Annotated in this window: 25 protein-coding genes, 1 tRNA gene and 1 pseudogene; 14 read left to right on the forward strand and 13 right to left on the reverse strand. The window is 67.2% G+C overall.

Going from position 1 to position 26,399, the window contains the following annotated elements; genetic code table 11:
• Nucleotides 1–12 precede the first annotated feature (12 nt).
• A complete protein-coding gene (locus MZV50_RS08480; protein ID WP_252633969.1) occupies nucleotides 13–2,259 on the reverse strand; it encodes a TonB-dependent receptor in 2,247 nt (748 codons plus the stop codon).
• A gap of 124 nt (nucleotides 2,260–2,383) precedes the next feature.
• Nucleotides 2,384–3,562, reverse strand: coding sequence for a TetR family transcriptional regulator (locus MZV50_RS08485; protein WP_252633970.1), 1,179 nt, complete (start codon nucleotides 3,560–3,562; stop codon nucleotides 2,384–2,386).
• 156 nt (nucleotides 3,563–3,718) lie between these two features.
• Here MZV50_RS08485 and MZV50_RS08490 point away from each other — a divergent pair, with 156 nt between their 5' ends.
• Nucleotides 3,719–4,888 (forward strand): Sb-PDE family phosphodiesterase, encoded by a 1,170-nt coding sequence (locus tag MZV50_RS08490; RefSeq protein ID WP_252633971.1) that lies wholly within the window; start codon nucleotides 3,719–3,721, stop codon nucleotides 4,886–4,888.
• Between the two features lie 270 nt (nucleotides 4,889–5,158).
• Nucleotides 5,159–6,022, forward strand: a complete 864-nt coding sequence (locus MZV50_RS08495) for an MlaA family lipoprotein (protein ID WP_252633972.1) — start codon at nucleotides 5,159–5,161, stop codon at nucleotides 6,020–6,022.
• 224 nt (nucleotides 6,023–6,246) lie between these two features.
• Here the strand turns inward: MZV50_RS08495 and MZV50_RS08500 are convergent.
• Nucleotides 6,247–6,322: transfer RNA gene (locus tag MZV50_RS08500), tRNA-Lys, on the reverse strand.
• A gap of 84 nt (nucleotides 6,323–6,406) precedes the next feature.
• On the opposite strand from MZV50_RS08500, the gene MZV50_RS08505 reads away from it, so the two are divergent.
• Complete coding sequence (locus MZV50_RS08505; RefSeq protein ID WP_252633973.1) at nucleotides 6,407–6,745, forward strand: Hpt domain-containing protein; 339 nt, start codon at nucleotides 6,407–6,409, stop codon at nucleotides 6,743–6,745.
• Nucleotides 6,746–6,842: 97 nt separating this feature from the next.
• Here the strand turns inward: MZV50_RS08505 and MZV50_RS08510 are convergent, their stop codons facing one another.
• Nucleotides 6,843–10,016: a TonB-dependent receptor gene (locus MZV50_RS08510; protein WP_252633974.1), complete on the reverse strand. Its 3,174-nt coding sequence runs from the start codon at nucleotides 10,014–10,016 to the stop codon at nucleotides 6,843–6,845.
• A 399-nt stretch (nucleotides 10,017–10,415) separates the two neighbouring features.
• On the opposite strand from MZV50_RS08510, the gene MZV50_RS08515 reads away from it, so the two are divergent.
• Nucleotides 10,416–11,240 carry a TIGR00266 family protein gene (locus MZV50_RS08515; RefSeq protein ID WP_252633975.1) on the forward strand — a complete coding sequence of 275 codons (825 nt, stop codon included), beginning with the start codon at nucleotides 10,416–10,418 and terminating at the stop codon, nucleotides 11,238–11,240.
• Nucleotides 11,241–11,373: 133 nt separating this feature from the next.
• Here MZV50_RS08515 and MZV50_RS08520 read toward each other — a convergent pair whose 3' ends face one another.
• Nucleotides 11,374–11,703 (reverse strand): chorismate mutase, encoded by a 330-nt coding sequence (locus tag MZV50_RS08520; protein ID WP_252633976.1) that lies wholly within the window; start codon nucleotides 11,701–11,703, stop codon nucleotides 11,374–11,376.
• A 47-nt stretch (nucleotides 11,704–11,750) separates the two neighbouring features.
• On the reverse strand, nucleotides 11,751–12,707 hold the full coding sequence (gene gcvA / locus MZV50_RS08525) for a transcriptional regulator GcvA (RefSeq protein WP_252633977.1): 957 nt from the start codon (nucleotides 12,705–12,707) through the stop codon (nucleotides 11,751–11,753).
• A gap of 209 nt (nucleotides 12,708–12,916) precedes the next feature.
• On the opposite strand from gcvA, the gene cobA reads away from it, so the two are divergent.
• Genes cobA through MZV50_RS08550 form a run of 5 tightly spaced genes read left to right on the forward strand, consistent with a single transcriptional unit; the run spans nucleotide 12,917 to nucleotide 17,027 of the window.
• Complete coding sequence (cobA, locus tag MZV50_RS08530; RefSeq protein ID WP_252633978.1) at nucleotides 12,917–13,771, forward strand: uroporphyrinogen-III C-methyltransferase; 855 nt, start codon at nucleotides 12,917–12,919, stop codon at nucleotides 13,769–13,771.
• Complete coding sequence (locus tag MZV50_RS08535) at nucleotides 13,768–14,133, forward strand: DUF2849 domain-containing protein (protein WP_252633979.1); 366 nt, start codon at nucleotides 13,768–13,770, stop codon at nucleotides 14,131–14,133. Before cobA ends, MZV50_RS08535 begins: the two co-directional genes overlap by 4 nt.
• A gap of 11 nt (nucleotides 14,134–14,144) precedes the next feature.
• Nucleotides 14,145–15,803: a nitrite/sulfite reductase gene (locus tag MZV50_RS08540; RefSeq protein ID WP_252633980.1), complete on the forward strand. Its 1,659-nt coding sequence runs from the start codon at nucleotides 14,145–14,147 to the stop codon at nucleotides 15,801–15,803.
• Nucleotides 15,787–16,293 carry a DUF934 domain-containing protein gene (locus MZV50_RS08545; RefSeq protein ID WP_252633981.1) on the forward strand — a complete coding sequence of 169 codons (507 nt, stop codon included), beginning with the start codon at nucleotides 15,787–15,789 and terminating at the stop codon, nucleotides 16,291–16,293. Before MZV50_RS08540 ends, MZV50_RS08545 begins: the two co-directional genes overlap by 17 nt.
• The gene (locus MZV50_RS08550; protein ID WP_252633982.1) at nucleotides 16,293–17,027 is read left to right on the forward strand and encodes a phosphoadenylyl-sulfate reductase; all 735 of its coding nucleotides are present in this window, start codon (nucleotides 16,293–16,295) and stop codon (nucleotides 17,025–17,027) included. Before MZV50_RS08545 ends, MZV50_RS08550 begins: the two co-directional genes overlap by 1 nt.
• Here MZV50_RS08550 and MZV50_RS08555 read toward each other — a convergent pair.
• Both MZV50_RS08555 and MZV50_RS08560 read right to left on the reverse strand, forming a co-directional pair.
• Nucleotides 17,024–18,217 (reverse strand): ATP-binding protein, encoded by a 1,194-nt coding sequence (locus MZV50_RS08555; RefSeq protein WP_252633983.1) that lies wholly within the window; start codon nucleotides 18,215–18,217, stop codon nucleotides 17,024–17,026. The genes MZV50_RS08550 and MZV50_RS08555 overlap by 4 nt on opposite strands.
• Complete coding sequence (locus MZV50_RS08560) at nucleotides 18,214–18,909, reverse strand: response regulator (protein ID WP_252633984.1); 696 nt, start codon at nucleotides 18,907–18,909, stop codon at nucleotides 18,214–18,216. The genes MZV50_RS08555 and MZV50_RS08560 overlap by 4 nt, the downstream gene beginning before the upstream one ends.
• A 263-nt stretch (nucleotides 18,910–19,172) precedes the next feature.
• Here MZV50_RS08560 and MZV50_RS08565 point away from each other — a divergent pair, with 263 nt between their 5' ends.
• Nucleotides 19,173–19,817, forward strand: a complete 645-nt coding sequence (locus tag MZV50_RS08565) for an outer membrane protein (protein WP_252633985.1) — start codon at nucleotides 19,173–19,175, stop codon at nucleotides 19,815–19,817.
• 54 nt (nucleotides 19,818–19,871) lie between these two features.
• Here MZV50_RS08565 and MZV50_RS08570 read toward each other — a convergent pair whose 3' ends face one another.
• From MZV50_RS08570 to MZV50_RS08580, 4 genes and pseudogenes are all read right to left on the reverse strand, one after another.
• The gene (locus MZV50_RS08570) at nucleotides 19,872–20,141 is read right to left on the reverse strand and encodes a glutathione S-transferase family protein (protein ID WP_289781908.1); all 270 of its coding nucleotides are present in this window, start codon (nucleotides 20,139–20,141) and stop codon (nucleotides 19,872–19,874) included.
• A 16-nt stretch (nucleotides 20,142–20,157) separates the two neighbouring features.
• Nucleotides 20,158–20,244: pseudogene (locus MZV50_RS26555) on the reverse strand (glutathione S-transferase N-terminal domain-containing protein); the annotation flags it as partial.
• A 2-nt stretch (nucleotides 20,245–20,246) separates the two neighbouring features.
• The gene (locus tag MZV50_RS08575) at nucleotides 20,247–22,409 is read right to left on the reverse strand and encodes an acylase (RefSeq protein WP_436792225.1); all 2,163 of its coding nucleotides are present in this window, start codon (nucleotides 22,407–22,409) and stop codon (nucleotides 20,247–20,249) included.
• Nucleotides 22,410–22,564: 155 nt separating this feature from the next.
• Nucleotides 22,565–23,086, reverse strand: coding sequence for a 3D domain-containing protein (locus MZV50_RS08580; RefSeq protein WP_252633988.1), 522 nt, complete (start codon nucleotides 23,084–23,086; stop codon nucleotides 22,565–22,567).
• A 201-nt stretch (nucleotides 23,087–23,287) separates the two neighbouring features.
• On the opposite strand from MZV50_RS08580, the gene MZV50_RS08585 reads away from it, so the two are divergent.
• From MZV50_RS08585 to MZV50_RS08595, 3 genes are read left to right on the forward strand one after another with little or no spacing between them, the layout of a single operon-like run.
• Complete coding sequence (locus tag MZV50_RS08585; RefSeq protein WP_252633989.1) at nucleotides 23,288–23,914, forward strand: glutathione S-transferase family protein; 627 nt, start codon at nucleotides 23,288–23,290, stop codon at nucleotides 23,912–23,914.
• The gene (locus tag MZV50_RS08590) at nucleotides 23,893–24,921 is read left to right on the forward strand and encodes a S1/P1 Nuclease (RefSeq protein WP_252633990.1); all 1,029 of its coding nucleotides are present in this window, start codon (nucleotides 23,893–23,895) and stop codon (nucleotides 24,919–24,921) included. The genes MZV50_RS08585 and MZV50_RS08590 overlap by 22 nt, the downstream gene beginning before the upstream one ends.
• Nucleotides 24,922–24,929: 8 nt before the next feature.
• On the forward strand, nucleotides 24,930–25,388 hold the full coding sequence (locus tag MZV50_RS08595) for an NUDIX domain-containing protein (protein ID WP_252633991.1): 459 nt from the start codon (nucleotides 24,930–24,932) through the stop codon (nucleotides 25,386–25,388).
• On the opposite strand, the gene MZV50_RS08600 is transcribed toward MZV50_RS08595, so the two are convergent.
• A complete protein-coding gene (locus tag MZV50_RS08600) occupies nucleotides 25,385–25,732 on the reverse strand; it encodes a UrcA family protein (RefSeq protein WP_252633992.1) in 348 nt (115 codons plus the stop codon). The genes MZV50_RS08595 and MZV50_RS08600 overlap by 4 nt on opposite strands.
• Before the next feature lie 274 nt (nucleotides 25,733–26,006).
• On the opposite strand from MZV50_RS08600, the gene MZV50_RS08605 reads away from it, so the two are divergent.
• Nucleotides 26,007–26,393, forward strand: coding sequence for a MerC domain-containing protein (locus tag MZV50_RS08605; RefSeq protein ID WP_252633993.1), 387 nt, complete (start codon nucleotides 26,007–26,009; stop codon nucleotides 26,391–26,393).
• The last annotated feature ends 6 nt before the right edge of the window (nucleotides 26,394–26,399 follow it).

Here is a 26,399-nt window from a genome sequence, read left to right on the forward strand (position 1 = left end):
GCGCAGGGGACTCTAGAAGGCGTACTTGGCGAACACCCCAAGCGTGCGGTGCGCGTCGCGCGATATCCGGTGGGTCAGGCTCATGGTGCTGTACTGCTCGAACGCCGTGGAGAAGTACTTGTCGAGCAGGTTGCGGCCATAGAGGCCGACCTCGACGCCGCCATTGGCTGGCGTGACGCTGACCCGGCCGTTGGCGATGCCGTAGCCAGGCAGTTCGGTGTTGGCGGCCTGGCCAACGGCGCTCCAGGTGCGGGTGCGGTAGGCGTAGTCGAGACTGGCCTTCAGGCGATAGGCTCCGATCTCGCGGTCATAGTTGGCGCTGAGCGAGCCCTGCCACTTGGGGGCGTTGGTCAGGCTCGTGCCAGCGTAGTTGGTCGTGGCGTTGTAGCGGAAGTCGGTGAACTGGGCGTCGGCATAGGTCACGCCGCCGCTCAGGGTCAGGTTCTCGCCTGCGCGCCACGCGAAGGTGGTCTCGAAGCCTCGGCTACGCAGGCCGCCAGCGTTGCCGGTCGCGATCACCGCCACTGGATTGCCCGGCACGAAGGTCAGCAGGGAGGTCTGGAAGTCGGTGAACTTCGAATTGAACACACTGGCGTTCAGGCGCACCCGGCGCTCGAACAGCTCGGACTTGATCCCGGCCTCCAGGCTTTTGACCGTCTCGTCCCTGTAGGGCGAATAGTTGTTGCCGACGAAGGCCGTGCCGCCGGGCTTGTAGCCGGTGGCGTAGGACGCATAGACCATCACGTCGCCGTTCAGCCGGTATTGGGCGGCAAGCCGGTATGAGAAGTTGTCGCCCTCGACCCGGCCGTAGGGCTGCGACGGCGGCTTGCCGCTCGGCGTGAAGGTCAGGGGCAGGCCTAGCGCCTTCATCGGGTCGATATAGAAAAAGCTCTCGGTCTGGCTGTTGTCGTTCTTGGTGAAGCGCGCGCCAGCCGACAGGCTGAGCTTGTCCGACAGGTTGAACTTCAGCTGCCCGAAGGCGGCCTCGGTGATGTTGGTGGTGCGGAAGCGGACGGCGTTGCCTAAATTGCCGACGACGCCGGTGGTGGTCGTGATGTTGGTCAGGGGCAGCGGTGCGCCGAAGGTCGCCCATTGGGCCTGGTTCGCGTCCTGGCTCAGACGGTTGTAGTAGAGACCGGCTAGATACTCGACGAAGCCGCCGGTCGGCGAGGCCCAGCGCAGTTCCTGGCTGAATTTCCAGGTCTTTACCGAGCCCTGGTTGAACGGCACAAAGGCCCACTTGTCGACCGGAGTGAAGTCGCCGGGACCTGCGCCGAACGAGCGCGTGTCACGATACGCCGTGACCGAGGTCAGGGTGTCGCGGCCGATCTGCACCTGGCCACGCAGCGCCTGACCCCAGCTGGTGTTTCTGAGGACGCCCATCTTGCTGTCGGCGTTGCTGTCGTTCTTCGGGCTGGGCGTCACGCCGTTTGCGATCTGCAGGTTGGTGAAGAAGGCCGAGCCGCCGTCGACGGTGGTGCGGTTGTTGTTGTCCCAATGGCGGGAATAGTCGCTGGAATAGATCAGCTCGACGTGGTCGCTCGGCGCGAACAGCAGCTTGGCGCGATAGCCGTGCTCCCTGTACGTGTTCATCGACTGGTTCAGTACGGTGTAGCGACCGTAGCCTTCCTGGCCCTGGGCGAAGCCCGAGACACGCAAGGCGATCCTGTCGCCCAGCGGGATATTGACCGTCAGGTTCGTGGCCCGGTCCTCGCGCTCGCCATAGGCCGCGTCGCCCTTGACCGAGAAGGCGCCCAGCACCGGCTTGACCGTGGTGACAGCGATCACGCCCGAAGTGGCGTTCTTGCCGAACAGAGTGCCCTGCGGGCCCATCAGCACGTCGATCTGCTGGATATCGGAAAGGCCCATCAGGCCGTTGTCGCGCTGGGCGTCCATGACGACATCGTCGACCACTAGGCTGACCGACTTCTCGTTCGAGAAGTCCCACGACGTGCTGCCCACGCCGCGGATGTTGAAGGCCGTGCCGTTGGTCGTCTCGAACTGCACACCGGGGACGAGGTACTGCAGGTCGGTCACCGAACGGAAGTTGGATTGCTCCAGCCGATTGGCGCTGACCGAGGTGATCGAGATCGGCACGTCCTGCAGTCGCTCGGCGCGGCGCTGGGCGGTGACGACGATCGGCTCGAGCTCGGCGTCGGAGGTCGGCGTGGCGTCGGCTGCGTACGCCTGTACGAATGAAAGGCCGCTGAGGGCGGCGCCGGCCAGCAGCGCGGCGCGAAGGCGATGAAGCGTGGGCATGGTCCAAATCCCCGAAGTTGCGAACTTGGGGAGCTGGTATCAGTGCTTTGCGACGATTGCGTTACGGATGTACGGAAAAATTTCCCACATCACTGGCGTAAGAATACGAATGTACGGAAATTCGTCAGCGTTCTACCAGGGCAGTGGCGCGCATCCGCTCGCTCAGCTTGAAGCCGGCGTCGCTGGCGGCCGGATCCATGACGGCGTCCAGCATCATCCGTCCCATGCCGGTCAACGACAGGGCCTGGGTGGCCACCACGTCGAACACCCGCTCGCCCATCTCGCGCTCCAGGACGCCGACATAGTTCTCGCCGCGCTGGCGACGCAGGTCGGCCGCGACGGCCTTGAAGCCCGGCATGCGGGTCGCGATCAGGGCCAGGGCGAAGGTGGCGCGGGCGCTTTGGATAGCGGTCAGTTGGAAGTCGGATTCCCGCGCTGGAGCCGCCGTGGCCTGGCGGGCGCGCGAGATCATGTCGACGGCGCCGGCGCGCAGCAGGTCCTCCTGGCGCGGGAAGTGATAGGCCAGGGTCGAGTTGGCCAGGCCGGCTCGCGCGGCGATGGCCCGATGGGTCACGGCGTCGGCGCCCTCGGCGATGATCACCGCCGAGATGTGCGGCGCGGCCTTGGCCTGCCACTCGGTCAGGGGCGGTGTGACGGGACGGGACGGATCGTCGAACAGTTCGCCCAGGGCCTGGCGGAACACCTGATACTGCCGCAGGTCTTGAGCGTTGTCGGCCGGAATCAGGCCGCAGCACAGACGGCGGAGGTTCAGCTTGCGCAACCAGCGATAGGCCGCCAAGTCGCCGAGAGCCAGGCCGTAGGCCGCGTCACCGACGCTGAACGCGTGCAGAATGGTGTCCAGCTCGGCGCGGTCCAATCCCCTGGTCGCCTCCGTCCAGAACGCCAGTCGCCGCGCTGACCAAGCCGCGACCGCCGGGGCCAGCTCCGGCCGCGAAACCACGCCCTGCAAGAGTTCGCAGTAGAAGCGCGTGCGCAGGGCTTCAGGGCCGGCCAGATCGGAGAGGATCGCATCGGCCAGTTCGGCCATCGTCGCGCCGTCGCGGACATTCAGCGCCTGAATGCGGTCCAGCCAGCGGTCGAGGAACGCGCTGTCCTGGATGACAGCCGCCTCGATCAAGGCGTTGAGCAACTCATCCTTCAGGCCGAACCGGTGGGTCAGCGCGGAGACGGTTTGGCCCAGATGCTCGGCCAGCGGCCGCAGGCTTAGGCCCTTCAGGCCGTCGGCCGCCACAAGGGACATGGCGGCATGGAGAACGGGCTGCAGGTCGGAACGGTTGGGCACGGATGGTTCGTCGCGGAATTGAGGATTCGTCGGACATTAGTATGCGCGTGGATATTATCCACCGTAAAAACGGGTGGAAGAATCCGTACAAGTGTCTTCTTCCTGTAACGCTTCGTCGCTAGAGCATCGCGCCGCGTCACCGGAAAGGGCCATCGCATGCTGAAAACCTCTCTCGCCGCCTCCATCGCGGCCGCCGCGCTGCTGTCCGCGCAACCGGCATTTGCCCAGTCGCCTGACGAGATGACCTGGACCCGCGCCGGCGACACCCGGCGGATCGACTTTCCGATCACGGCCAAGGGCGAACGCGTCCTGGCTGTCGACACTCACACGCACACGGTTTTCAGCGACGGCGTTGTCTGGCCGGCCGTGCGCGTCTGGGAGGCCGAGCAAGATCATTTGGCTGCCTACGCGGTCACCGACCATCTCGACTACCAGCGCTACAAGGCCGACGTCCGTACGGGCGATGATCACAACCGCGCTTACGAGATCGCCGCGGAAGAGGCCAAGAGGATCGGCGCCAAGGTCCTCCCGATCCGAGGGACCGAGATCACCCGGAACGCGCCCTGGGGTCACTTCAACGCCCTTTTCCTGAAGGACGCGAACGCCTTACCGGTGGATGCGACGATGAACCTGGATCCGAGACCAGCCTTGCGGGCCGCTCGCGAACAGGGCGCTTTCGTGATCTGGAACCATCCTTGGGCGTTGCCCGGCCTGGACGCCGTGGCCGACCCCATGCCGGCCGCCCAGCGCGGTCTCGTGGCCGACCACCTGGTGGACGCCGTGGAGATCGCCAACAGCTCGCAATATTCCGCGGTCGCCTTCGACATGGCGCTGAAGCACGATCTGGCGGTGGTGGGGGCTTCGGATGTTCATGGTCCCATTGATGTCGACTGGCAGATCCCGGAGGGCCAGCACCGCACCGCGACTCTGGTGATCGCCAGGGACGGCTCGGGGGCCGCGATACAAGAGGCTATGGCGCACAGCCGCACCGCGGCGCTCTATCGTCAGACCCTCTATGGCCGGCGGCGCGAGCTGGACGAGATCGTCGGTGGCGCGCTGCGTGTCGTGGGCCGCAAACGGATCGAGAGCTTTCTGACCAAGGATGTGGTCGAACTGGAACTGCGCAACGACGCCTTCATGCCGTTCCAGCTGCGGTTCGCGGCAGACAGCCCATTGACCAGCCCTCGGGTGGTCACCATCCCCGCGTCTGGCAAGTTGGTGATCCTGTTCGCCAACGTCACCGACATGGAGGCGTTCGCGCCGAAGGTCGAAGTGCTGAACGCCTTCGTCGACCCGCGCACCAACCTGATCTTGTCCCTACGGTAGGGGGCGCGTGAAGCCCAGGCGAAATTGGACGGCCGGAGCGGCGCCAAAGCCTGCAGATGGGGCGACGCCGCCGCCCCATCTGCTTTAACTTCAATGCCGTGGCGCGGTCGAGCCTGGCGTCCAGCGCGAACACGTGCGGACGACCCGCTCCGGGGCGGTCGCGCGCGGGCCAGTCTGACGCGCGGCGACATTGTGTGGGGAGGCTGCTCGGGGGCGTCGTCATTGGCCAGGACGACGCAATCACGCGTTATGTAGATAGAAGAGCTCGCCATGGACGGACGCCGCTTTCTCCCCACGCTGGCGGCGCGTGGGTCCGGACTGTGCTTGGCGCTCGGCCTCTTCGCGGCGGGGGTGCTAACGTCCACCGCTCTGGCCCAGACCCGCGCGGAAGCCTCCAATGCGAGCCCGTCGGCGACCGGCGTCGAGGCTGTCAACGACCCCTTCCAGACGTTCAACCGCGCCAGCTACGGCTTCAGCATGGGCGTGGACCGCTGGGTGACCGGTCCGATCGCTCGTGCCTACATGGCCGTGGTGCCGGATCCCGTGCGTGACCGCGTCAGCTCGGCCGTCAACAACCTTGGCGAACCACGGACTCTCCTCAACGACATCGCCCAAGGCCGTCCCAAGCGTGCGGGGGTGACGGCCTCGCGCTTCGTTATCAATTCGATGGCCGGCGTGCTCGGACTGTTCGATGTCGCCGCCGAATTGGACCTGCCCGCCCATCGAGGCGATTTCGGTCAGACCCTGGGTCGTTATGGCGTCCAGCCAGGGGTGTTCCTCTATATTCCGGTTGTTGGCCCGATGACAGTGCGCGAAGGCGCGGGGCGGGTGGTCGACGTCGTGACCGATCCCGTCACCCTGGTCGGCGGCAATTTCCGCACGACGTTCGGGGCGACGCGGCTGGGCGTCACCCTCGTGAACACGCGGACCAATCTCGACCCCGCGGTTAGGGCGCTGGAGCACGCGACGGATCCCTATGCGACCGTACGGTCTGCCTATCTCCAGCGCCGCGCGGCCCTGGTGCGCGAAGCCACGGGCGAGGTTCAGGCCTTGCCTGATTTTGACGGCGCGCCGTCAGCGTCTCTCGAAGCCCCGCCGTCCGCCCCAACGCCCAGCGCGCCTGGGCCCGAATGACGATCCGGAGCTCACCACGATCAACGCCGCAAATGGCGCTGGCGCGTCGCCGCTGAGGGGGCGGGACAGCGACGGGAGGCACTTCGGCGGCTTCTTGAGATCGCGGAAATCCGCAGCTGTTTTTCGAACAGCCGACTTCCCCGTTCTAGCGCCGCTTTAACGGCGCCAAAGCGGTGGGGTCCCCGGAGGGGTGATTTCCAAGTCATTGAAAAGAAATAGGAGAATGGTGGGTGTAGTAGGATTCGAACCTACGACCCGCTGATTAAGAGTCAGCTGCTCTACCAACTGAGCTATACACCCATTCGCGGTTCCGAAGCACTTGCGAGCCCCGGCGGCGAGGCGCGGAACATACGCAATGATTTTGGGAGCGCAAGAGCTTTTTTCATGGCCAGACGAGATATTAGCGGAGCCGTGGATTTCGCTTACTTGGAAGGGTTTGCGGCGGGAGATTTCGGGGTCATCGACGAGGTGCTGGCGCTGTTTCGCGAGCAGGCCGCGCTGTGGACTCCGATGCTGGATCCCGCCCATCCCGGCTGGAAGGACGCGGTCCACACGGTGAAGGGCGCGGCGCGCGGGGTGGGGGCTTTCGCGCTGGGCGAGGTCTGCGAACGCTGCGAGGCGGGCGAGGTGGGGCTGGACGCGGTCAAGTCCGCCCTGGACGTCGCCCTGATGGACATCGCCGCCTATGCCCACGAGCAGGCCCTGCGGTCGCTAAAGGGCTAGAGCCGCTGACTTCTAGTCAGCGGGTCTAGGGTCTGATCAAAAAATAGGGGCCGAAGCGAACTTCGGCCCCCGAGGAGGAGAGGGTCGTGCGCGCGCTCTAGAACTTGGCGCGCATGGTCACCTGATAGGTGCGGCCGTCGTAGTCGATGAAGCGCGGCAGCATCGGGTCGTTTTCGTATTCCGCGCGCTGGGCGTCGGTCAGGTTGAAGGCGTCGACCGAGACCGTGAGGCTTTCGGTGAGGTTGAACGAGGCCGAGGCGTCCAGCTGGCTGCGGGCCTTGACCGTGCGGGCGTCGCCGACGAACGAGTTGCCGGCGGCCAGGTCGTACTTGTCACGCCAGTTGTAGACCAGACGGACGCCACCCCACTTGGCTTCGTAGTAGCCGATGACGTTGAGATTGTTCTTCGACACGCTGGGCAGGGTGATCTTGTTGCCGGCCGTGTCCTTGCCGTCGATCTTCGTATACGAATAGTTGAACGCGCCGCCGAAGTTCTTCCAGAAGCCCGGCAGGAAATCCAGGTTCTGCTGGATGTTGAATTCCAGCCCGGTGACGGTCATCGGCGACTGGTTGGTCTTGCCGCTGACATTGACGCGGGCTTCGACCAGCGGCGCGTTGACGCCGGCGGCGCCGACGAACTTGTTCGAACTGACGCAGCGCGGCGTGCCGGCCGAGGTGTCGATGCGCAGGGCGCCCAGGTCGACATCGACGCCAGGGATCTTGCCGTTGGCCGGGCAGAGGATCGACTGGTCGGTGATCGGGCCAATGTAGCCCTTGATCTCCTTGCGGTAGGCCGCGATCGAGATCAGGCCGCCGGGGCGATTGTACCACTCCAGCGACATGTCATACGAGTCGGCGGTGTAGGGCTTGATGTCCGTGGCCCCCAGCGTGACCGTATAGACCGGGTCGACCGGCGGGTTCACGTCGACTGGAACCTGAACGAAGGTGGTCGGCACGTTGTCGCGCGGTTGCGGCCGGACATAGGTGCGGTAGGCGGCGGCCCGGAACACCAGGTCGTCCCGCAGGTCGGCCATGATAATCGCCGACGGCAGCCAATAGTCGAAGCTGTTCTTGGTCGTCGTGGTGGACAGCGAGTGGTTGATCGCGCCGGTCTGGTTCGACAGCGCGGTGGTGCAGTTCTTACAGTTCAGCGCGACGATCTTCTGCTCTGTATATTCATAGCGCGCGCCGACCGTGCCGCGGACCGGGACGCTGAACAACTCGCCCTTGAACTTGGCCGCCAGGTACGCCGAGAAGACATCGTTCTGGTTGCTGAAGTTGTTGTTCCAATAGTTGCCGTCCGTGTAGTTGTTCACGACGCCGTACGGGGTCAGGAACACGCCCGGCGCCCCCAGCAGGAACTGGTCGGGCAGGCCGTTCGGATTGGTGGCCGTATTCCGCAGGGTCGTGTTGACCGGGGTGATCGCCTTCAGGATGCGGGCGACATCGACGTTCATCCAGTTGGACGTGGCGCCGGGCGCCTGGCCGCCGAAGAAGTCGCGGGCATACGACAGTGGCGAGGCCATGTCCGGGGTGATGTTCTGGGTCTGGGCGCCCAGGGCGGTGTTGCGCGAGCCGCTGGAGGTGAACTTGTTGTGCTCGGCGCGACCGCCGAACTGCAGCGCGTTCACGAAGCCGCCCAGATCGCGCTCGAAGTCGAGCTGGAACGCGTCGAGGACGTTGTCGGCCTGACCACTGGTGCCCGTGATGCCGAAACGGTCGGCGGCGGTCGTGGCGCTCTGGCCCGGCATCTGGGCGCCGGCCTGGGTCGGAGCGGTCGGCGTGGCCGGGATCAGGAAGCCGCCCGACGGCAGGTGGGTGGCGTGCGGGGTGATCAGGGTCGCGGTGTAGTCGCCGAGGTTGGCGCCGCCGGTGTTCACCGTGGCCACGATCCCGTTCAGCCCGGCCGGGCCGAGGTTGCGATAGGGGTTTTGGACGACGTCGAACTCGATCTGGTTGGCGTAGGCCTTGGCGCGCGACACAGTCAGGTTGGCGGTGGCCTTCCAGTCGTCGTTCTTGAACTCCAGGCTGGGGTTGATGGCCCAGGTCTGGTTTCCGGCCGGCTCGGAGCGGACCGAGTCGAACGTGTTGATGTTCTCGGCCTTGAAGCTGTTGACGTAGGCGCGTGGGCCGTTCGGCGTCTGGACGATATAGGGCGCGCCCAGGTTGGTGATCTTGGCGACGGCCGAGGTGGCCGTCAGGCCGGTGAAGCTGTTGTTGCCCGGACCGGCGTCGATATAGAGCAGGTTGTTGGTGGCCTCATCCAGCTTGCGCTTGGTGATGAAGCCGTTGGCGCCGAACTTCCACTCGTCGGTGATGCGCCACTCGAAGCCGGTCGCCGCCGACAGCGTGCTGCCGCGGTTGAACTTCACCAGTTGGCGGGTCTGGCTGGGGTAGTAGAGCGGGGCCAGGCCGGGCGCGAACTGGGCCTTGTAGCTGTCCGGCAGCGCGGCCTGCATGGCGTCGTAGCCGGGATTGGCGCCGGGGATGTACTTGCCTTGCGCGTCCACGACGGCGGCCTGGTTGCCCAGCTGGATGCCGCCCAGGCGATTGCCCCACGAGTTCACGGTGATCGAGTCGCGGCGGAACTTCTCGTCCTTCCAGGCCACGACGCCGAACACGGCCAGGTCGTCGGTCAGGTGCTTGTTGTAGCCCAGCGAGGCCAGCGGGCTGCCGAGGTTGCCCAGGTCATTGTACTCATAAGAGAGCTTGGCGAAGCCGCCGTCCTTGCGCGCCAGTGCCGGATTGATGCGCAGATCGACATTGCCCGACAGGCCGCCGGCCAAGTTCGAGGCGGACGGCGACTTGATCACGTTGATCGCGGTGAAAATGTCGGAGTTGAACGCGCCCAGCGGAGTCGAGCCATTCAGGATCGGGTCGGCGAAGGCGCCGCCGTTCAAGGTGGTGCGGGCGAAGCTGCCCGGCAGGCCGCGCAGGCTGATCGTGGCGTTGCGGCTGCCGGCCTCGCGGTTGATCTGCACGCCCGGGATTCGCTGGATGGCTTCGCCGACGTTCAGGTCGGGGAAGCGGCCAAGACCATCCGACGAGATGCCGTCCGAGATTTCCAGCGTCTCGCGCTTGGTCGCGATGGCGTTGGCGTAGGCCTGGCGGAAGCCGGTGACGACGACGGCCTCCACGGTTTCGGCTTCCGGCTTCTGTTCGGTCGAGGCGGGCGCGGCTTGGCGCGCATGGGCGGCCGAGCCGACGGCCAGGGCCGCGCAGGACGCCATCAAGGCGGCGCGAAGCGCAAAGGTGGTGCGTGTGTGGATCATGATGTGCCTCCCCCGGCGCACTGAGTTGGCGCCCTCGGGCTGACTTATCCGACCAGTTCGAACTCTTGTCAAGAATTGGTAATGCCACTTGTAAGAATATGGCGACCACTTGGTCAGGCCAAACGCCGCGATGCGGGTTTACCGCTCACCAATGGAAGCGCGTCCATCTCGTAAAAGGCGGCGGAACTCGAATTCGAGCTGAAAATCAGGCCCTTCGGGCGCGCACAGGGCAAGGTTGACGTCGCGGCGCCTAAGCCATTTGTCTGACCAATGGTATGACCAGATTGGCGCGCCGACTTGACCGCCGCGAAGCGCGTGATCGGCGGTTAAAAGAAGCGTAATTGGCGAGGCGCGCGCTGCCTCGCTAGAACGATGTTCTAGACACGAGGAGTCGTCCCCATGCCCCCCAGTCCCTGGAGCCACCAACGCAGCGCCGGCGTCGCCGACGACATTGATTTCGAGATCAAGGGCGAGGAGCTGCAGTTCGTCGAGATCGAGCTGGATCCCGGCGAGAGCGCCGTGGCCGAGGCCGGCGCCTTCGTTTGGAAGGACGCCAGTGTCCAGATGACCACCGTCTTCGGCGACGGCTCGGCCGAGCAGGGCGGCTTCATGGGCAAGCTGCTGGGCGCGGGCAAGCGCCTGGTGACCGGCGAGAGCCTGTTCACGACCGTCTTCACCCATACCGGCCAGGGCAAGGCGCGTGTCGCCTTCGCCTCGCCGACGCCGGGCTCGATCCTGCCGCTGAACCTGGGTCAGCTGGGCGGGACGCTGATCTGCCAAAAGGACAGCTTCCTGGCGGCCGCGCGTGGCGTCTCGATCGGCATCGCGTTCCAGAAGCGGGTGATGACCGGCCTGTTCGGCGGCGAGGGCTTCATCATGCAGCGCCTGGAAGGCGACGGCTGGGTGTTCGTGCAGATGGGCGGCGCCCTGGTCGAGCGCGAACTGGCGCCCGGCGAGGAGCTGCACATCGATACCGGCTGCGTGGCGGCCTATACGCCGAGCGTCGACTTCGACCTGGTCATGGCCGGCGGCGTGAAGAGCGTGCTGTTCGGCGGCGAGGGGCTGTTCTTCGCGCGCCTGCGGGGACCGGGGAAGGTCTGGATCCAGTCCCTGCCATTCGCGCGCCTGGCCGGCCGCATGATGCAGGCCGCGCAAGGCCAGGGCGGCAATCGCGGCGAGGGTTCGATCCTGGGGCGGTTCGGCGACATGATCGACGGGAACTGACGATCATTCCTTCTCCCCTTGTGGGAGGAGGTGTCAGCGTAGCTGACGGTAAGGGGCGCTCGGCGGCGCCGTGCGACCCCTCACCAGAACCGCTTCGCGGGCCACCCTCTCCCGCGAGGGGAGATGGACGGGCTTACCCCTTGGTCTTGTCCCAGCTGTCGTACTCGTACGCGATGCAGCGGTCGATCAGCGTGCGCCAGACCGGTTCGGCGATGGCTTCCGAGAGACCCGAAGCGCGCGCGGCGGCCTTGACCTTGTCGACCACGTCCTCGATCCGCGCGCGGTCGAACACCTTGGAGCGGTCGGCCTTGATGCGGGCGGCGGCGTCCATGTAGCCCTGACGCTCGGTCAGCAACTGGACCAGGGCCCGGTCCAGGGCGTCAACGCCCCGGCGCACATCGACCATGGTCTGGCAGTCGACGGGAGCGAGCCGCTCGTCGACCGTGAGAGTCGTCGTTTTCATGGGTCCCTTTAAGCCGGTTCCGCGCGCCAAAACCAGAGCCGCCAGGCTTAAATTCCGGCGCCGTTGTCCAGGGTCTGAAGCGCCGCCTCGTGGGCGTCGGCCTCGGCCTTGAGCCAGTTCACGAAGGCTTTCACCTGGGGCAGGCGGCCCTTGGCCTTGGGGTGGACGACGTAATAGGCGAAGTCGACCGCCGTGGAGGCCTCGAACGGGATCACGAGGCGGCCGGAATCGAGGTCGGCCTGGGCCAGGGTGCGCTTGGCCAGGGCGATGCCGCGCCCGTTGGCGGCGGCCTCGATGACCAGGCTGGACTGGTTGAAGCGCGGCCCCCGGGCGCCGTCGACGCCCTTGATGCCGCGCGCCGCCAGCCACATCGCCCAGTCAGGGCAGCTGTCGTCGGCGTCGGGCGAGCCGTCGTGCAGCAGGATGTGGTGGGCCAGGTCCTCGGGGCGTTCCAGGGCGTTGGCTTCCAGCAGTTCGGGGCTGGCGACGGGCACGACGGTCTCGTGCATCAGGCGGATGACTTCCAGCCCCGGATAGCGGCCCGAGCCGTAGCGGATAGCCATGTCGACCTCGCCGGTGGCGAAGTCCACGACCTCCATGCCGGCCGACAGCCAGACGTCGACCTGAGGATGGGCCTGCTCGAACTTGCCCAGGCGCGGCACCAGCCACTTGGCGGCGAACGAGGGAGCGGCGGTCAGGGTCAGGCGGCGGCCGTCGACGGCGGCAGTCAGTAGGGACGCGGCCTCGGCCAGCCGGTCGAAGGCCTCGCGCAGAGCGGGCAGGGCGGTCTGGGCCGCGTCGGTCAGCAGGAGGCCCTTGGGCGTGCGCTTGAACAGAGCCGCGCCAACATAGTCCTCGAGGTTCTGGATCTGCTGGCTGACGGCGCCGGGCGTCACCGACAGCTCGTCGGCGGCGCGGCTGAAGTTCAGGTGCCGCGCGGCGGCCTCGAAGGCGCGAAGGGCGTTCAAGGGCGGCAGGCGACGGCGCTCGTTCGGTCTTTCCATGAGTTTTACTGAACGCCCCGGCAGAAGTCCTTGTTTGCGAATTGGACCGCCAGCGCCGAGTTTGCAAGCGTTGGCTGACGGATTGGCCCTTTTCGTCAGCTTACGCTAGCGGGGTGGTTCGCGAGAGCCGCCCCGTATTGCGTTGATAAACTTCAGGGTCGCGCGGCGGCGGGGACGTCGCTTCGCGCTTTTAGAGGACCTGATCGCCGATGGCCCCTCGCAAGGCGCCGCCCAGCAAGTTCGGCCGCAAGCCCGGTCTCGTCGTCGTCGGCGGGACGCGGGCCAAGCGCGCCCTGGGCGCGGTATGGCTGGTCGGGGCGGGCCCAGGCGATCCGGACCTGCTGACCTTTCGGGCCTTCAACGCCCTGCGCGGCGCCGATGTCGTGGTGCATGACGGCCTGGTCTCCGACGAGATCCTGGACCTGGCGCCCAGCCGCGCGCGCCGGATCAACGTGGCCAAGCGCAAGTCGCGCCACACCCTGCCGCAGGACGATATCAACCAGCTGATCGTGGCCCTGGCCCTGGATGGCCTCAACGTGGTGCGCCTGAAGGGTGGCGACCCGTTCCTGTTCGGCCGCGGCGGCGAAGAGCTGCTGGCCTGCCGCGCGGCGGGGGTCGCGTGCCACGTCGTGCCGGGCGTCACCGCCGCCCTGGCCGCCAGCGCCGGCGCCGGCGCGCCCCTGACCCATCGTGGCGCGGCCCAGGCCGTGACCTTCGTCACCGGCCACGCCGCCCACGGCGACCCGGATCTCGACTGGACCGCCCTGGCGCGTCCGAACCAGACCGTCGTCGTCTATATGGGCGTCTCGACCGCCGGCCTGATCGCCGAGCGCCTGACGGCGGCCGGCCGCGCGGGCTCGACCCCGGCCCTGATCGTAGAGAACGCCAGCCGCGCCGACGAGCGCCGCGTGCTCACCACCCTGGCGGGCTTGGCGCGCGCCGCGCAGGACGTTAAGGGGCCGGCGCTGCTGATGGTCGGCGAATCCATGTCGCTGGCCGACGTCACGCCGGTCGTCGCCGAAGATCTTTCGTCCATGTCCCTCGAGCGGAGTTCGCGCTCATGAAAGCCATCACCGCCAATCGCCTGCTCGATGGCGACGTCGTGTTCTGGAAGTCCGGCCAGTGGGTCGAGCGCTTTGGGGACGCGCAGCTGTTCGACGAGGCCGAGGCCGCCGACGTCGAGGCCGCCGTCGCCACGGGCAAGAGCCAGCCGACCGTGGTGGTCGACGTCTATCCGATCGACCTGACCCCCGCCGACGGCCACTGGGCCCCGGTCAGCTATCGTGAACGCATCCGGGCCCTTGGCCCCACCAATGAACCCACCCACGGCAAGCAGGCCGAGGGCGGCGACGTCGTCGAGGCCTTGCGCCACGCCTCGGGCGCGGCGCGCTCGACCGGCCGCGTCGACCTGATCCGCCGCAAGTAGGGCGCAGAGCCATGTACCAGTACGACGTCATCGACAAAGAATTCCTCGTCGACCGCTCGAACGAGTTTCGGGGACAGGTCGCCCGGCGCCTGTCCGGCGAGCTGACCGAGGACCAGTTCAAGCCGCTGCGGCTGATGAATGGTCTCTATCTGCAGCTGCACGCCTACATGCTGCGGATCGCCGTGCCGTACGGCTCGCTGAATCCCACCCAGGTCCGCCGTCTCGCCGAGATCGCCCGCGACTACGACAAGGGCTACGGCCACTTCACCACGCGCCAGAACATCCAGTTCAACTGGATCAAGCTGAAGGACGCGCCGGACATCCTGGACAAGCTGGCCGAGGTGGACCTGCACGCCATCCAGACCAGCGGTAACTGCATCCGCAACACCACCTCCGACCCCTATGCCGGCGCGACGGCCGAGGAGATCGACGATCCGCGCGTGTGGTCGGAAGTGATCCGCCAGTGGTCGACCCTGCACCCGGAATTCTCGTTCCTGCCGCGCAAGTTCAAGATCGCCATCACCGCCTCGGCCAAGGATCGCACGGCGGCCAAGGTGCACGACATCGGCCTCTTGCTGCGCCAGGGCCGCGACGGGACGCATGGCTTCGAGGTGATCGTCGGCGGCGGCCAGGGGCGCACGCCCTATGTCGGCCCGACCATCAAGCAGTTCCTGCCGACCGACCGTCTGCTGAGCTATCTGGAAGCCGTCCTGCGCGTCTACAATCGCCACGGTCGCCGCGACAACATCTACAAGGCTCGCATCAAGATCCTGGTCGCGGCTCTCGGCGCCGAGGAGTTCGCCAAGCAGGTCGAGGAAGAGTGGAGCAAGATCGACGCCGCCCGCGCCGACCTGCCCGTCGCCGAGCTGGCCCGCATCCGCGCGTCGTTCGCCAAGACCCCGTTCGAGACCCTGCCGGCCCGCTCCGAAGCGTTCGAGCTGGCCAAGGCCAATGACAGCGCGTTCGCCCGCTTCGTCCGCAACAACGTCCGCGCCCACAAGCAGCCGGGCTATGCGATCGTCGAGATCTCGCTGAAGGCCCAGGAGCAGACGCCGGGCGACGCCACGGCCGAGCAGCTGGAGGTCGCCGCGGATCTGGCCGAGCGCTTCGGCTTCAACGACCTGCGCGTCACCCACGCCCAGAACCTGGTCCTGCCGCACGTCAAGCTGGACGATCTGCCGACCGTGTTCGCGGCCCTGCAGGCGGCGGGCCTTGCTACGCCGAACATCGACCTGATCAGCGACATCATCGCCTGCCCGGGCCTGGACTACTGCGCTCTTGCGAATGCGCGCGCCATCCCGATCGCCCAGGACATCGCTCGCCAGTTCGCTGATCCCGATCGCGCCGAAGAGGTCGGGGAGCTGAAGATCAAGATCAGCGGCTGCATCAACGCCTGCGGTCACCACCACGTGGCCCACATCGGTGTCCTGGGCGTCGATAAGAAGGGCGAGGAATTCTACCAGCTGTCGCTGGGTGGTTCGGGCGCGGAAGACGCCTCGATCGGCAAGATCCTGGGTCCCGCGCTGCCGGCCGACAAGGTCGCCACCGCCGTCGACCAACTGGTCGGCGCCTATCTGACCGTCCGCGCCGACGGCGAGCGCTTCCTCGACACCTATCGCCGCGTCGGCCTCGAGCCCTTCAAGGAGGCTGTCTATGCCCAAGCTGATTGAGCTGGCTGACGGCGAGGCCCGCTGGGCCGACGACGCCTTCGTCCATGTCATCGACGAGGACGCCATCCCGGAAACGGGCGACGTGATCCTGTCCCTTACCCGCTTCGAGGCCGAGGGTGACGCCCTGCTGTCGTCGAACAGCCGCCGGGTGGGCGTGCGCATCGAGTCCGACCAGGAGGTCGAGGTCCTGGCCTATGACCTGCCGCGCATCGCGGTGGTGGCCCTGGCCTTCCCGAAGTACCGCGATGGCCGGGCCTACACCTCGGCCCGCCTGCTGCGCGAGCGGTTCAAGTACGAAGGCCAGATCCGCGCGGTGGGCGACGTCCTGCAGGAGCAGGCCGGCTTCATGGTCCGCTGTGGCTTCGACGCCTTCGAGCCGAATGACGGCGCAACGCCCGAGGCCTGGACCAAGGCCGCCAGCCGCTTCCGCCACGTCTATCAGCGCGCCGCGGACGACCGCGTGGTCGCGTTCGAGGAAAGGGCCTCCTGATGGCCTACGACCAGACCAGCGCCACGGTTCCGGGCTTGGCGGCGCGGCTCGACGCCGAGCTTCGCGACGCCCATCCGCTGACCATCTTGCGCGCGGCCTATGCGCAGTTCGGCGACAAGCTGGCCCTGGTCTCGTCATTCGGCGCGGAGTCGGCCGTGCTGCTGCACCTGGTCTCGCAGGTGTCGCCCAGCATTCCGGTGTTGTTCCTGGACACCGGCATGCTGTTCGGCCAGACGCTGGACTACCGCAAGACCCTGGCCTCTCGCTTCGCCCTGACCGACGTGCGCGACCTGCGCCCGGCCTTCACGGACCTGGCGACCCAGGACCCGAACTCCGACCTGTGGCGCACCAGCGTCGACGGCTGCTGCAACATCCGCAAGGTGCTGCCGCTGGACCGCGCCCTGAGCGGCTTCGACGGCTGGATCACCGGCCGCAAGCGCTTCCACGGCGGCGATCGCCTGAGCCTGCCGGTGGTCGAGGAGGCCGAGGGCAAGATCAAGTTCAACCCGCTGGCCAATTGGGGCAAGGCCGAGCTGGACGCCTATGTCGCCGAGCACCAGCTGCCGGCTCACCCGCTGGTAGCCCAGGGCTACGCCTCGATTGGCTGCTGGCCCTGCACCCAGCCGTCGGACGACGGCCGCTCGGGTCGCTGGCAGGGCCAGGAAAAGACCGAGTGCGGCATCCACGTCGCGCGGGCTCCCGGCGTGGCGTCGAACGTCGGCGGAGATATCTAGGCCGAGAGTTTGGCCAGGCGCGGAACGGCGAGGCGCACGGCCTCGTCCCGCGCGAAGAACCGGATTTCGATGCGCGCCCCGCCGTTGCGACGGTTGCTGATGCTGACCTCGCCGCCGTGCGCGTCGGCCAGCGCCTTGACCACCGACAGGCCCAGGCCCGATCCGCCCGTGGCCCGCGTGCGGGACAGGTCCGCGCGCCAGAAGCCCTCGAAGGCGCGATGGTCGGCCGGGAAGCCGGGGCCACGATCCTCGATCCGCAGGACGCACTCGTCGTCCTGAACAAAGGTGCGAACGGTGAGCCGGCCGCCCTCGGCGGCGTAGCGACGGGCGTTCTCCAGTACAGCCCGCAGCATCTGCCGGACGCGGGCCGGGTCGGCGCGAACCAGGGCTGGGGCCAGCTCCATCTCCAGCCTCATGCCAGCCGCCGCGAAGCCCGACGCCAGGGCGTGCAGCACCGACGCGGTCTCCCCGGCCAGGTCGCAGTCGGCGACCTCCAGGGCCAGGGCGCCGGTCGAGGCGAGACTGACCGTGCGCAGGTCGTCGATGATCCGCGACAGGTCGTTGACCTGGGTGAGCAGGGCCCGCATGTGGGCGTCGTCGCGCGGGAAGACGCCGTCGAGCGCGCCTTGTATGTAGCCGCTCAGCACCGTCAGCGGCGTGCGCAACTCGTGGGCGATCGAGGCGGTCTGGAAGCGCATGCGCCGCTCGGATCGCTCCAGCGCCTCGGCCTGGGCGTTGAAGCCGTCGACGAGGCCCTGCAACTCGCGGGTCAGCTTGGGCGGGGGGACGATGCGGTGGCCGAAGTCTCCGGCGCCGATCTTCTTGGCCCCGTCGGCCACGGCGATGATGGGCGCGGCGAAGCGCGCGCCGAGGCGACGAGCCAGCCAGACGTAGACGATGATGACGATCAGCGACAGCAGCGCCACGCCGGCATAGCTGAGCACCACGGCCCGCATCTGCTCGTGCGACATGGTCTTGAGCAGCGCCAGCATGTCGGCGTTGGACGGGACCTCGTTGCGGTCCAGCTGGTCGATAGCGTGGACCAGGCGCGCGGGGATGCGGCTCTTGATCTCCAGCTCGATCAGCTTGTCGATGCCGGACGAGGCGGTGGCGATGAAGGCGACCGCGCCGGCCAGCATCCACGCGATGGAGACGCTCAGGCGACGAGCGAGGGTGGGGGCGGCCTTCACGCGCCGGCCGCCAGGCGATAGCCCACGCCGCGCACGTTGACGACGAAGCCGATCGCGCCGGCCCCCTCCAGCTTGCGCCGTAGATTGCTGACATGGCTGTCGACGGTGCGCTCCAGGGCGTCATTGTCGGGCAGGCAGGCGTCCAGGATCTCGGCGCGGCTCAACACGCGCATCGGGGCGTTCAGGAACCGCACCAGGATGCGGAACTCGCTGAGCGTCAGGTTCAGGGGCGCGGGGCCGACCTCGGGATCGATCACGCGCGCCAGGTGCGCCGACAGGTCCGCCTCGATCGGGCCGTGGCGCAGCACGCCCGCCCGCGCCGCGCCGCTGGTCCGGCGCAGCACGGCCTTGACCCGGGCGACGACCTCGGCGGGGTTGAACGGCTTGACCACATAATCGTCGGCGCCCATCCGCAGGCCGGTCAGGCGGTCGATGTCCTCGGCCATGGCGGTGGTGAAGATCACCGGCGTGTCGCCGCGCCGCCGCACTTCGGCCAGCACGGCGAAGCCGTCCTTCTTGGGGATGTTGACGTCCAGCAGCAGCAGGTCGGGGTTCAGGCTGCGGTGCTGCTGCAAGGCCGTCTCGCCGTCGGCGGCGCAGATCACCCGCAGACGCTCGCGCTCCAGATAGGTCTGCAGGATGCGAGCGATGTCGGGGTCATCCTCGACCACGCAGATCAGCGCATTTTCCATTCTTTCGTCCTGAGGCGTGAGCGGCGATGAGGGCGGGCGATCCTGGCCCGGGACTGTCGAGGTTTCGCGGAGGCCCGGCGAAGGCCTCGCGAGCCTACGCAAGGCTGGACGATCGGCGTTCTGGCAAATGAAATACTCTTAAGGTTGGGCCCACACGATCTCCACACTTCCCGCGCAGGCCCTCCACGGCCCGCCGTCACCAAGGCTGCATCCAAGCCGGTGATCCCAGTCGGCGGTCGTCAACGAAGGATGGAGTCTCTCTTATGTCGAAGAAAACCACGCTCATCGCCGCCGCCCTGCTGGGCTCGGCGCTCGCCGCCCCGGCCATGGCCCAGTCGACCGACGCCAGCAGCTTCACCGGTTTCTACGGCGGCGCCGAAGTCGGCTACGCCAAGCCCAAGACCAAGCTGGAACTCACCCCGAAGACCGGCGCGCCCGTCTCGGGCAAGGCCGACAAGACCGGCTTCGATTACGGCGGCTTCCTGGGCTATGGCGCGGTGGTCGGCGACGACTTCTACGTGGGCGCCGAGGCCAGCCTGGGGGCGGGCGGCGGCAAAGCCTCGCGTAGCCTGGCCGGCAACAAGGTGACGGTCGATCCGGGCCTGCGCTACGGCCTGGCCGCCCGCGCCGGTCTGGTCGTGGCCGACGATGGCCTGCTGTACGGCAAGGTCGGGCTGGAGCGCCGCAAGGTCGAGACCTCGATCCTGGGCGCCAAGAAGAAGGTCACCGAGAAGGGCCTGGTCTACGGCCTGGGCTACGAGCAGAAGCTGACGCCGAACATGTCGCTTCGCGGTGAGGTGCTGCGGGTGAAGTATGACGACAAGGTCGCGGCCTTCTCGAGCGGCGACAAGGTCAAGCTGGACGGGACCGAGACGCGCCTGAACCTTGGGGCCGTGATCCGCTTCTGAGGCGGGCGCCGGGCGTCATCCCGCCTCCTGCCCCGCGCGGGATGACGCCTGTCCCTAGCTGACCTGGACCAGATGGCGCAGGCCTTGCTCCATCTCGTCGATCACGCGTCCCACCGAGGGGTCTTGGCGTGAAAGGTGGGCATAGTCGTCGAGAGGCGAGGCGGGTTCGATCAGGTCCATCCCAAGACGCTCGGCCGTCACGCCGACGGCGAAGAGGGCGGGCGCCAGGGCGCAATCGGCGATCGTGAGCTGGTGGCCCAGAGCATATCGCGGTCCCTGCACCACACCCTCGAGCATCGCAACGCCGGTCAGCAGCTCTTCCACAGCCCGCCGGTGGCGGGACCACGTCGATCGGCAGCCCCTTGGCGCGGATCGCGATGCGGACGCGCGCCGCGAAGGGCGACACGGGAAGGCTAATCAGATCCATGCCTACTGCCCGGGACGATAGGTCTTCACGGCGTGCTTCTTCAGGTCCTCGGGATAGAAGTAGACGTCGCGCAGGTTGCCGATCGCGTAGCGCTGGGCCTGATCGTTGAAGTGCGGCGAGGTCGGATCGCCGCTTTCGCCGCCGGCCGAGACGGCGCGAGCCCGGACCTTGTCGCCGAACTCGACGACCGCGACGAAGCTGTTGCCCAGCGTGCCATAGTACTTCTTGGTCCCCGGCCAGCGCTTGGCCCCGAACGAGGCCAGCGAGCCCCATTGCGCCGAGGTGAACGGCACCGGGATGCTGGGCTTGGCGTCGTCGAACCTCTGGACGATCGATCCGTCGTTGCGCTGGAAGCGGTTGATCTGGCCCCACGGCGTCTTCCACGATCCGAAGTCGGCCGTCAGGCGGTCGGAGGCCTCGGCCAGGGCCGCCAGCTTCTCGGCGGGTGTCAGCGTGTCGGCCATGTAGTCGTAGGTGTTGAGCCCTTGCGCCTTGGCCGCCGGCGCGGCCTTGGCCCACATCGCCTCGCCCCAGAACACGGCCAGGGACGTCTCCGTCGAGCGCGCCGACCACTTGCGGTCCCAGGCGCCGAGCGCCGCGACCTGCTCGGCGACCTTGGCCTTCGTTGGATCGCCGTCGGGCGTGGCGGCATAGGCTGCCTCCAGGGTCGGGATCAGCCGGGCGAAGGCGGTCAGGTACGGGTCGTAGGCCTTGTCGATCAGCCCGCCCAGGGTGAGGTTCTTCGCGTCCTTCAGCACCAGGTCGGCATGGAGGCCGCGCGGGTTCTCACCGAAGGTGTCCATGTACTTCGGATAGTCGGCCTTCTTTGGGCTATAGGGGCCGGCGGCCGTGTAGGGCCAGTTGTTGGTGTTGAAGACCCAACCGTTCGGAGGGTTCAGCACGCGCGGGACCTTGTCCAGCGAGGTCAGGCCCTTCCAGTCGGTGGCCGGGTCCGAGCCGTCGACCGGCTTGGTGTAGTCGAAGCGGTCGTCGCGCACCGGGATGAATTGCGGGTGCAGATAGGCGATCTCGCCCTTGCTGTCGGCGAACAGGGTGTTGTTCGACGAATTGGCCTTCAGCTGCGCCACCTTCATGAACGACGCGTAGTCGGTCGCCTTGGTGCGCAGGAACGACTGCTGCAGGGCCGCGACCGGCTTGTTCATCAAGGCGATGCTGATCCACTTGCCGTCCTCTTCGCGGACGATCGGGCCGTGGTGGGTCTTGAAGACGGTGAAGCGCCTCGTGGCCATCGTTCCGTCGGCGGCGCGGTAGGGGACGGCGATCACCTCGCTCTTCAGCGGGCGCAGTTCCTTGCCGTACTTGTAGAACCGCTGGCCGTTCTTTTCGACGATGGTCTCGGCGAACTCGTCGACCACGTCGACGCCGCTGGAGGTGTGCATCCAGCCGGCCTTGGCGTTGAAGCCCTGGTAGATGAAGAACTGGCCCCAGGTCGTGGCGCCATAGGCGTTCAGGCCCTGGTCGCTGGAGACCTGCATCTCCGACCGGAAGAAGAAGCTGGTGTGCGGGTTGATCAGCAGCAGGGCGTGGCCGTCCAGCGTCAGCTTCGGCGCGATGGCGAAGCCGTTCGAGCCCGTGGGCTCCTTGAACAGCAGGCCCTTCTCGTCGGCGGTCATGGCCAGTTGTCGCTGGCCGTAGAAGGCTTCCAGCTGGGTCAGGGCCACGCGCTCGATGTCGCCGCCGATGCTGCCTTCCGAAAAGCTCAGCGCCATCCAGGGCTCGAAGCGCTTGATGACCTTCGGCTTCACGTCCGGATGGGTCGCCAGGTAGAAGTTCAGCCCGTCGGCCCAGCCGTTCATCAGCGCCTTCAGCCAGGGCGGGGACTTGGCGTAGTCGGCCTTCAGCACGGCGGGGTCGATGAACAGCTTCTGGCGCAGGTCGGCCCAGATCGCCGTCTCGCCCTCCGCCTCGGCCGTCCGGCCCAGCGCGGTCATGAAGTTGGTTTCGACGCGGTTGAAGTCGTCCTCGGCCTGGGCGTAGGCCATGCCGAACACCGCGTCGGCGTCGGTCTTGCCGTGGATATGGGCGATGCCCCAGTCGTCGCGGGTGATCGAGACGGCGGCCGCGCGGGCCTGAAGGCGGGAGAGGTCATCGGCGCGGGCGGGCGCGGCGGCGGCCGTCAGTACAGCGACCGAAACCAAGGCCATCGATAGTTTGCGCATATGCCCCCTCAACCGCTCATCCCCGCGAAAGCGAGGATCCAAGCCGAGTTTGGAGGGGATTTCCAGCCCGCGCCACAAGCCGAAAGTCAGCTTGGGTCCCGCTTTGCCGGGGATGAGCGGATTTGGGATCGAGCCGCGTGCTACTGCGGCGGGCAGCCCTTGAATTCACCGACGGTGCTGACCGACAGGTTGGACAGATCCACGCTGCCCAGGGCCTTCATCGAGGCGGCGCCGAAGCCGCTGAACAGGTCGAGTTTCAGGCCCTTGATCGCGCCGCCGATGTCGGAAGCGTACCAGTAGCCGTCGTGCTTGCCGCCGTCGGGCATCGGCAGGCCGACGGTTTCCTTGATGAAGATGACGGTGCGGCGCGGGATCACCTTGGGATCGACCGCGACGGTGCGCATGGCCGCGACCTTGCAGCCCAGCGAGTCGAACGCGCGGATGCCCTTGGCGCCGGCGTGATACATCGTCGCCCGCATCTTGAAGTCGACCGAACCGGGCAGGGCGCCGGTCAGAGCCGAGGTGATCAGGTCGCCCAGGGGATCGACGCGCGTGGCCGAGGCGGGCGCGGAGTCCGCACCGGTGGCGGCATTGGCGAGGGCGGGAATGGCGAATGCGGAGATGACCGCGGTGGCCAAAATTCCGGCGAGTTGGCGTCGCATCGAGGGGGACCTCTTATCGGCGTTGTCTGTCGGGCGGCGTCTGGTTAGCCCCATCACGGCTCTGTGACAACCCCAGGGGCTGGTCCACACCCGGCCAAGCTCGCTCGTTGCGCGAAAAAACGGCAAGGATTCAGAGGCTTGAAACTGCGCTGTAAAGACTCACTTTTTTCCGATTAGGAAGCTTCACGGAGGGAACCCATCATGACGCTGCGCATCTACGGCGACTCGATTTCGGGCAACTGCCTGAAGGTGAAGTGGACGGCAGAGCGTCTGCATCTGCCCTTCGAATGGATCGAGACCAGCGTCTTGAAGGCCGAGACGCGAACGCCAGAGTTCATGGCCCTGAATCCGGCGGGTCAGGTTCCGCTGGCGATCCTGGAGGACGGCCGGCCGCTGTCGCAGTCCAACGCCATCATGCTGCACCTGGCCGAAGGCTCGGCGCTGGTCCCTGTCGACGCCTACAAGCGGGCCAAGATGTTCGAGTGGCTGTTCTGGGAGCAGTATAGCCACGAGCCCTATGTGGCGGTCGTCCGCTTCCAGGTCGCCTATCTGGGCAAGGCGCGCGAGAGCCTGGAAGCGCGACTGATAGAACGGGGCGACGCCGCCTTGGCGCGCCTGGAAACACAGCTGCAACAAACGCCCTTTCTGGTCGGTGAGCGGCTGACCCTGGCGGACATCGCCCTGGTGGCTTACACCCGCGTGGCGCACGAGGGCGGGTTCGACCTTTCGCAGTATCCGGCCGTGACGGACTGGGTAGGGCGGATGGAGACCGCGCTCGGCATTATCCGATCCCTTGGAGTTCTTCCTTGCGTCTGTCGACCAGCCTGAAAGTCCTCGCCCTCGCCGCCGCGCTGTCGGCGCCGGCCGCTTCGGCCTTCGCCTGGGGCGCCGCGGGCCACCGCGTCGTCGGCGTGGTCGGCGCCCAGAGCTTGCCGTCCGACGTGCCGGCCTTCCTGCGTACGCCCGAAGCCATCGCGGCGATCGGCGAGTACGCCCGCGAGCCGGATCGCTGGAAAGGCGCAGGCAAGATCCACGACACCGACCGCGACAGCGCCCACTTCCTGGACATCGACGATCAGGGAAAGATGTTCGGCGGGCCGGCCTTCACCGTCGCCACCCTGCCGCCGACCCGCGCCGACTATGAAAAGGCCCTGCAGCCCGCCGGCGTCGACAGCTGGAAGGCGGGCTACCTGCCGTATTCGATCATCGACGGCTATCAGCAGCTGGTGAAGGACTTCACCTACTGGCGCATCCTGAAGGCGGTGGTGAAGACCGAGAAAGACGCCACCAAGCTGGCCTACTACAAGGCCGACCTGACGCGCCGCGAGGCCCTGCTGCTGCGCGACCTGGGCGTCTGGGCCCACTATGTCGGCGACGGCAGCCAGCCGCTGCACCTGTCGGTGCACTACAACGGCTGGGGCGACTATCCCAACCCCAACGGCTACACCAATTCGCGCTCGATCCACTTCCAGTTCGAGGGGCCGCTGGCCAAGGCGCTGGGCGACGAGGCGTCGGTCAAGGCGCTGGTGCCGGCCTACAAGGCCTGCGAATGCTCGATCGAGACCCGGGTCGTCGGCTATCTGACCGACACCTGGAAGCAGACCGAGCCGCTGTACCAGCTGGAAAAGGCCGGCGGCATGGTCGAGACCGACCCGCGCGCCAAGGCCTTCGTCCAGGCCCGCATCGCGGCCGGAGCCGCGGCGCTGCGCGACCTGGTCACCGACGCCTGGCGCGAAAGCGCCAACGGCAAGATCGGCTATCGTCCCGAGATCAGCGTGGCGGACGTCGAGGCCGGCAAGGCCGACCCGTGGTTCGACCTCTACGGCAAGGACTGAGGTTGCTGATGCTGGCGTTCGGGACGCCCGTCGAAGGGCTGGTCTATCGCGATCGCCGCGCCGCGTTCGGGGTGGCCGAGAATGGGCAGGGCAAGATCGCCCTGGCTCAGGTCATCAAGCCTGGAAAGGCGCCGTATTTCGACCTGCCCGGCGGGGCGGTGGACGGTGACGAAACGGAACGGGAAGCCGTCGCCCGCGAGTTCGGCGAGGAGACCGGCCTGGTGGTCGAGGCCGGGTCCCTGATCGAGACGGTGTCCCAGCACTTCCTGAAGTCCGACGGCGAGCCGGTCCGGAACTTCGGTGGGATCTATGTCGTGAAGGTCACGGGCGAGACGCCCGGCCTCAAGGTCGAGGACGACCATGCGCTGGTCTGGCTGGACCCGCGCGACGCGGTGGTCGCCCTGCGCCACGACGCCCATGCCTGGGCGGTCGCGGCGTGGATGCGCAGGGGTTCGGCCCCTCTTTAGTTCGCCGCCAGGGCGATGTTGGCGCCGGCGCGCTGGGCGACCCGCAGGTCGGCGGCCTGCTGCTCGGTCATGGCGTCCTTCAGATCCTCGGCGAAGTCCATGCGGCAGGCGCGGGCCGACAGACCGCGCAGACCGCGGTCCGAGCAGACGCGATGCGCCGCGACATCGACCCGACGGACGAACTCGCGGGCGTCGGCCGGCTGGGCCAGGCGCAGATCGCCGACGGCGATGCGGGCCACCGGCTGAGCGCGTTCGCCAGCATGGGCGGCGGTCAGGCCGATGATCGGGGTGGCGGCCAGGGCCAGGGCGGCGATGGCGGCGATGCGGTTGACGGTCTTGCTCATGATCTTGTCCCTCTCTTGTGTGGCCGCCCGAGGCGATCCGTTGAGCGAGGGTGTAGACTTGGCTGGCGAGGAACACCCGTTACGAGTGCTTCATGACGTCGAATTAAGTCTATGAAACACAAGTAATATTTCCGAAAATTTAGAATGGCGCCGACATCGCCGATGCAGCGTCGATCCTCGGCGGTCTCGTAAAATCCCATGGGTGTCGGTCTTGCGGCGGCGTCGGCGCGCGCCTAGCTGATGTTATATTATAACGCATCGACTGGAGAACCGCATGACGCCGTCCGTGGCCAAGGCCCTCGATCTTTCCGCCGTGGGCCTCTCCGGTCTGTGTCTGGCGCACTGCCTGGCCTTGCCCGCCCTGGCGCTGCTGTTGCCGGCGCTGGGGGCGTGGGCCCAGGCCGAATGGGTGCACGTGGCGTTCGTCACGCTCGCCGCGCCGGTCGCCGCATTGGCGTTCGTCGATCTCCGCGCGCGACGGCCGCGCTCGTGGCCGCTGGCCTGGGCGGCGACGGGCGGCCTGATGTTGATGGCGGCGGGCGCGCTGGGCTTTCCCAGCGAAAACCTGGAGCGACCGCTGACCATATTGGGCGGGCTCGTCCTGGCCGGGGCGCATGTCGCCAATTGGCGTCGCCGCCACCGGTGCGGTGACTGCGCCTAGCGCGCC

It is taken from the genome of Caulobacter segnis, assembly GCF_023935105.1.
GTDB lineage: Bacteria > Pseudomonadota > Alphaproteobacteria > Caulobacterales > Caulobacteraceae > Caulobacter > Caulobacter segnis_B.

Coding starts and splice junctions, on each gene's coding strand:
- gcvA (WP_252633977.1), bottom strand. CDS start 12,707: ATGGAAAGACCGAACGAGCGCCGTCGCCTGCCGCCCTTGAACGCCCTT.
- MZV50_RS08540 (WP_252633980.1), top strand. CDS start 14,145: ATGTACCAGTACGACGTCATCGACAAAGAATTCCTCGTCGACCGCTCG.
- MZV50_RS08585 (WP_252633989.1), top strand. CDS start 23,288: ATGACGCTGCGCATCTACGGCGACTCGATTTCGGGCAACTGCCTGAAG.
- MZV50_RS08520 (WP_252633976.1), bottom strand. CDS start 11,703: ATGAAAACGACGACTCTCACGGTCGACGAGCGGCTCGCTCCCGTCGAC.
- MZV50_RS08545 (WP_252633981.1), top strand. CDS start 15,787: ATGCCCAAGCTGATTGAGCTGGCTGACGGCGAGGCCCGCTGGGCCGAC.
- MZV50_RS08565 (WP_252633985.1), top strand. CDS start 19,173: ATGTCGAAGAAAACCACGCTCATCGCCGCCGCCCTGCTGGGCTCGGCG.
- MZV50_RS08605 (WP_252633993.1), top strand. CDS start 26,007: ATGACGCCGTCCGTGGCCAAGGCCCTCGATCTTTCCGCCGTGGGCCTC.
- MZV50_RS08495 (WP_252633972.1), top strand. CDS start 5,159: ATGGACGGACGCCGCTTTCTCCCCACGCTGGCGGCGCGTGGGTCCGGA.
- MZV50_RS08600 (WP_252633992.1), bottom strand. CDS start 25,732: ATGAGCAAGACCGTCAACCGCATCGCCGCCATCGCCGCCCTGGCCCTG.
- MZV50_RS08580 (WP_252633988.1), bottom strand. CDS start 23,086: ATGCGACGCCAACTCGCCGGAATTTTGGCCACCGCGGTCATCTCCGCA.
- MZV50_RS08575 (WP_436792225.1), bottom strand. CDS start 22,409: ATGGCCTTGGTTTCGGTCGCTGTACTGACGGCCGCCGCCGCGCCCGCC.
- MZV50_RS08480 (WP_252633969.1), bottom strand. CDS start 2,259: ATGCCCACGCTTCATCGCCTTCGCGCCGCGCTGCTGGCCGGCGCCGCC.
- MZV50_RS08510 (WP_252633974.1), bottom strand. CDS start 10,016: ATGATCCACACACGCACCACCTTTGCGCTTCGCGCCGCCTTGATGGCG.
- MZV50_RS08550 (WP_252633982.1), top strand. CDS start 16,293: ATGGCCTACGACCAGACCAGCGCCACGGTTCCGGGCTTGGCGGCGCGG.
- MZV50_RS08535 (WP_252633979.1), top strand. CDS start 13,768: ATGAAAGCCATCACCGCCAATCGCCTGCTCGATGGCGACGTCGTGTTC.
- MZV50_RS08515 (WP_252633975.1), top strand. CDS start 10,416: ATGCCCCCCAGTCCCTGGAGCCACCAACGCAGCGCCGGCGTCGCCGAC.
- MZV50_RS08560 (WP_252633984.1), bottom strand. CDS start 18,909: ATGGAAAATGCGCTGATCTGCGTGGTCGAGGATGACCCCGACATCGCT.
- MZV50_RS08490 (WP_252633971.1), top strand. CDS start 3,719: ATGCTGAAAACCTCTCTCGCCGCCTCCATCGCGGCCGCCGCGCTGCTG.
- MZV50_RS08595 (WP_252633991.1), top strand. CDS start 24,930: ATGCTGGCGTTCGGGACGCCCGTCGAAGGGCTGGTCTATCGCGATCGC.
- cobA (WP_252633978.1), top strand. CDS start 12,917: ATGGCCCCTCGCAAGGCGCCGCCCAGCAAGTTCGGCCGCAAGCCCGGT.
- MZV50_RS08505 (WP_252633973.1), top strand. CDS start 6,407: ATGGCCAGACGAGATATTAGCGGAGCCGTGGATTTCGCTTACTTGGAA.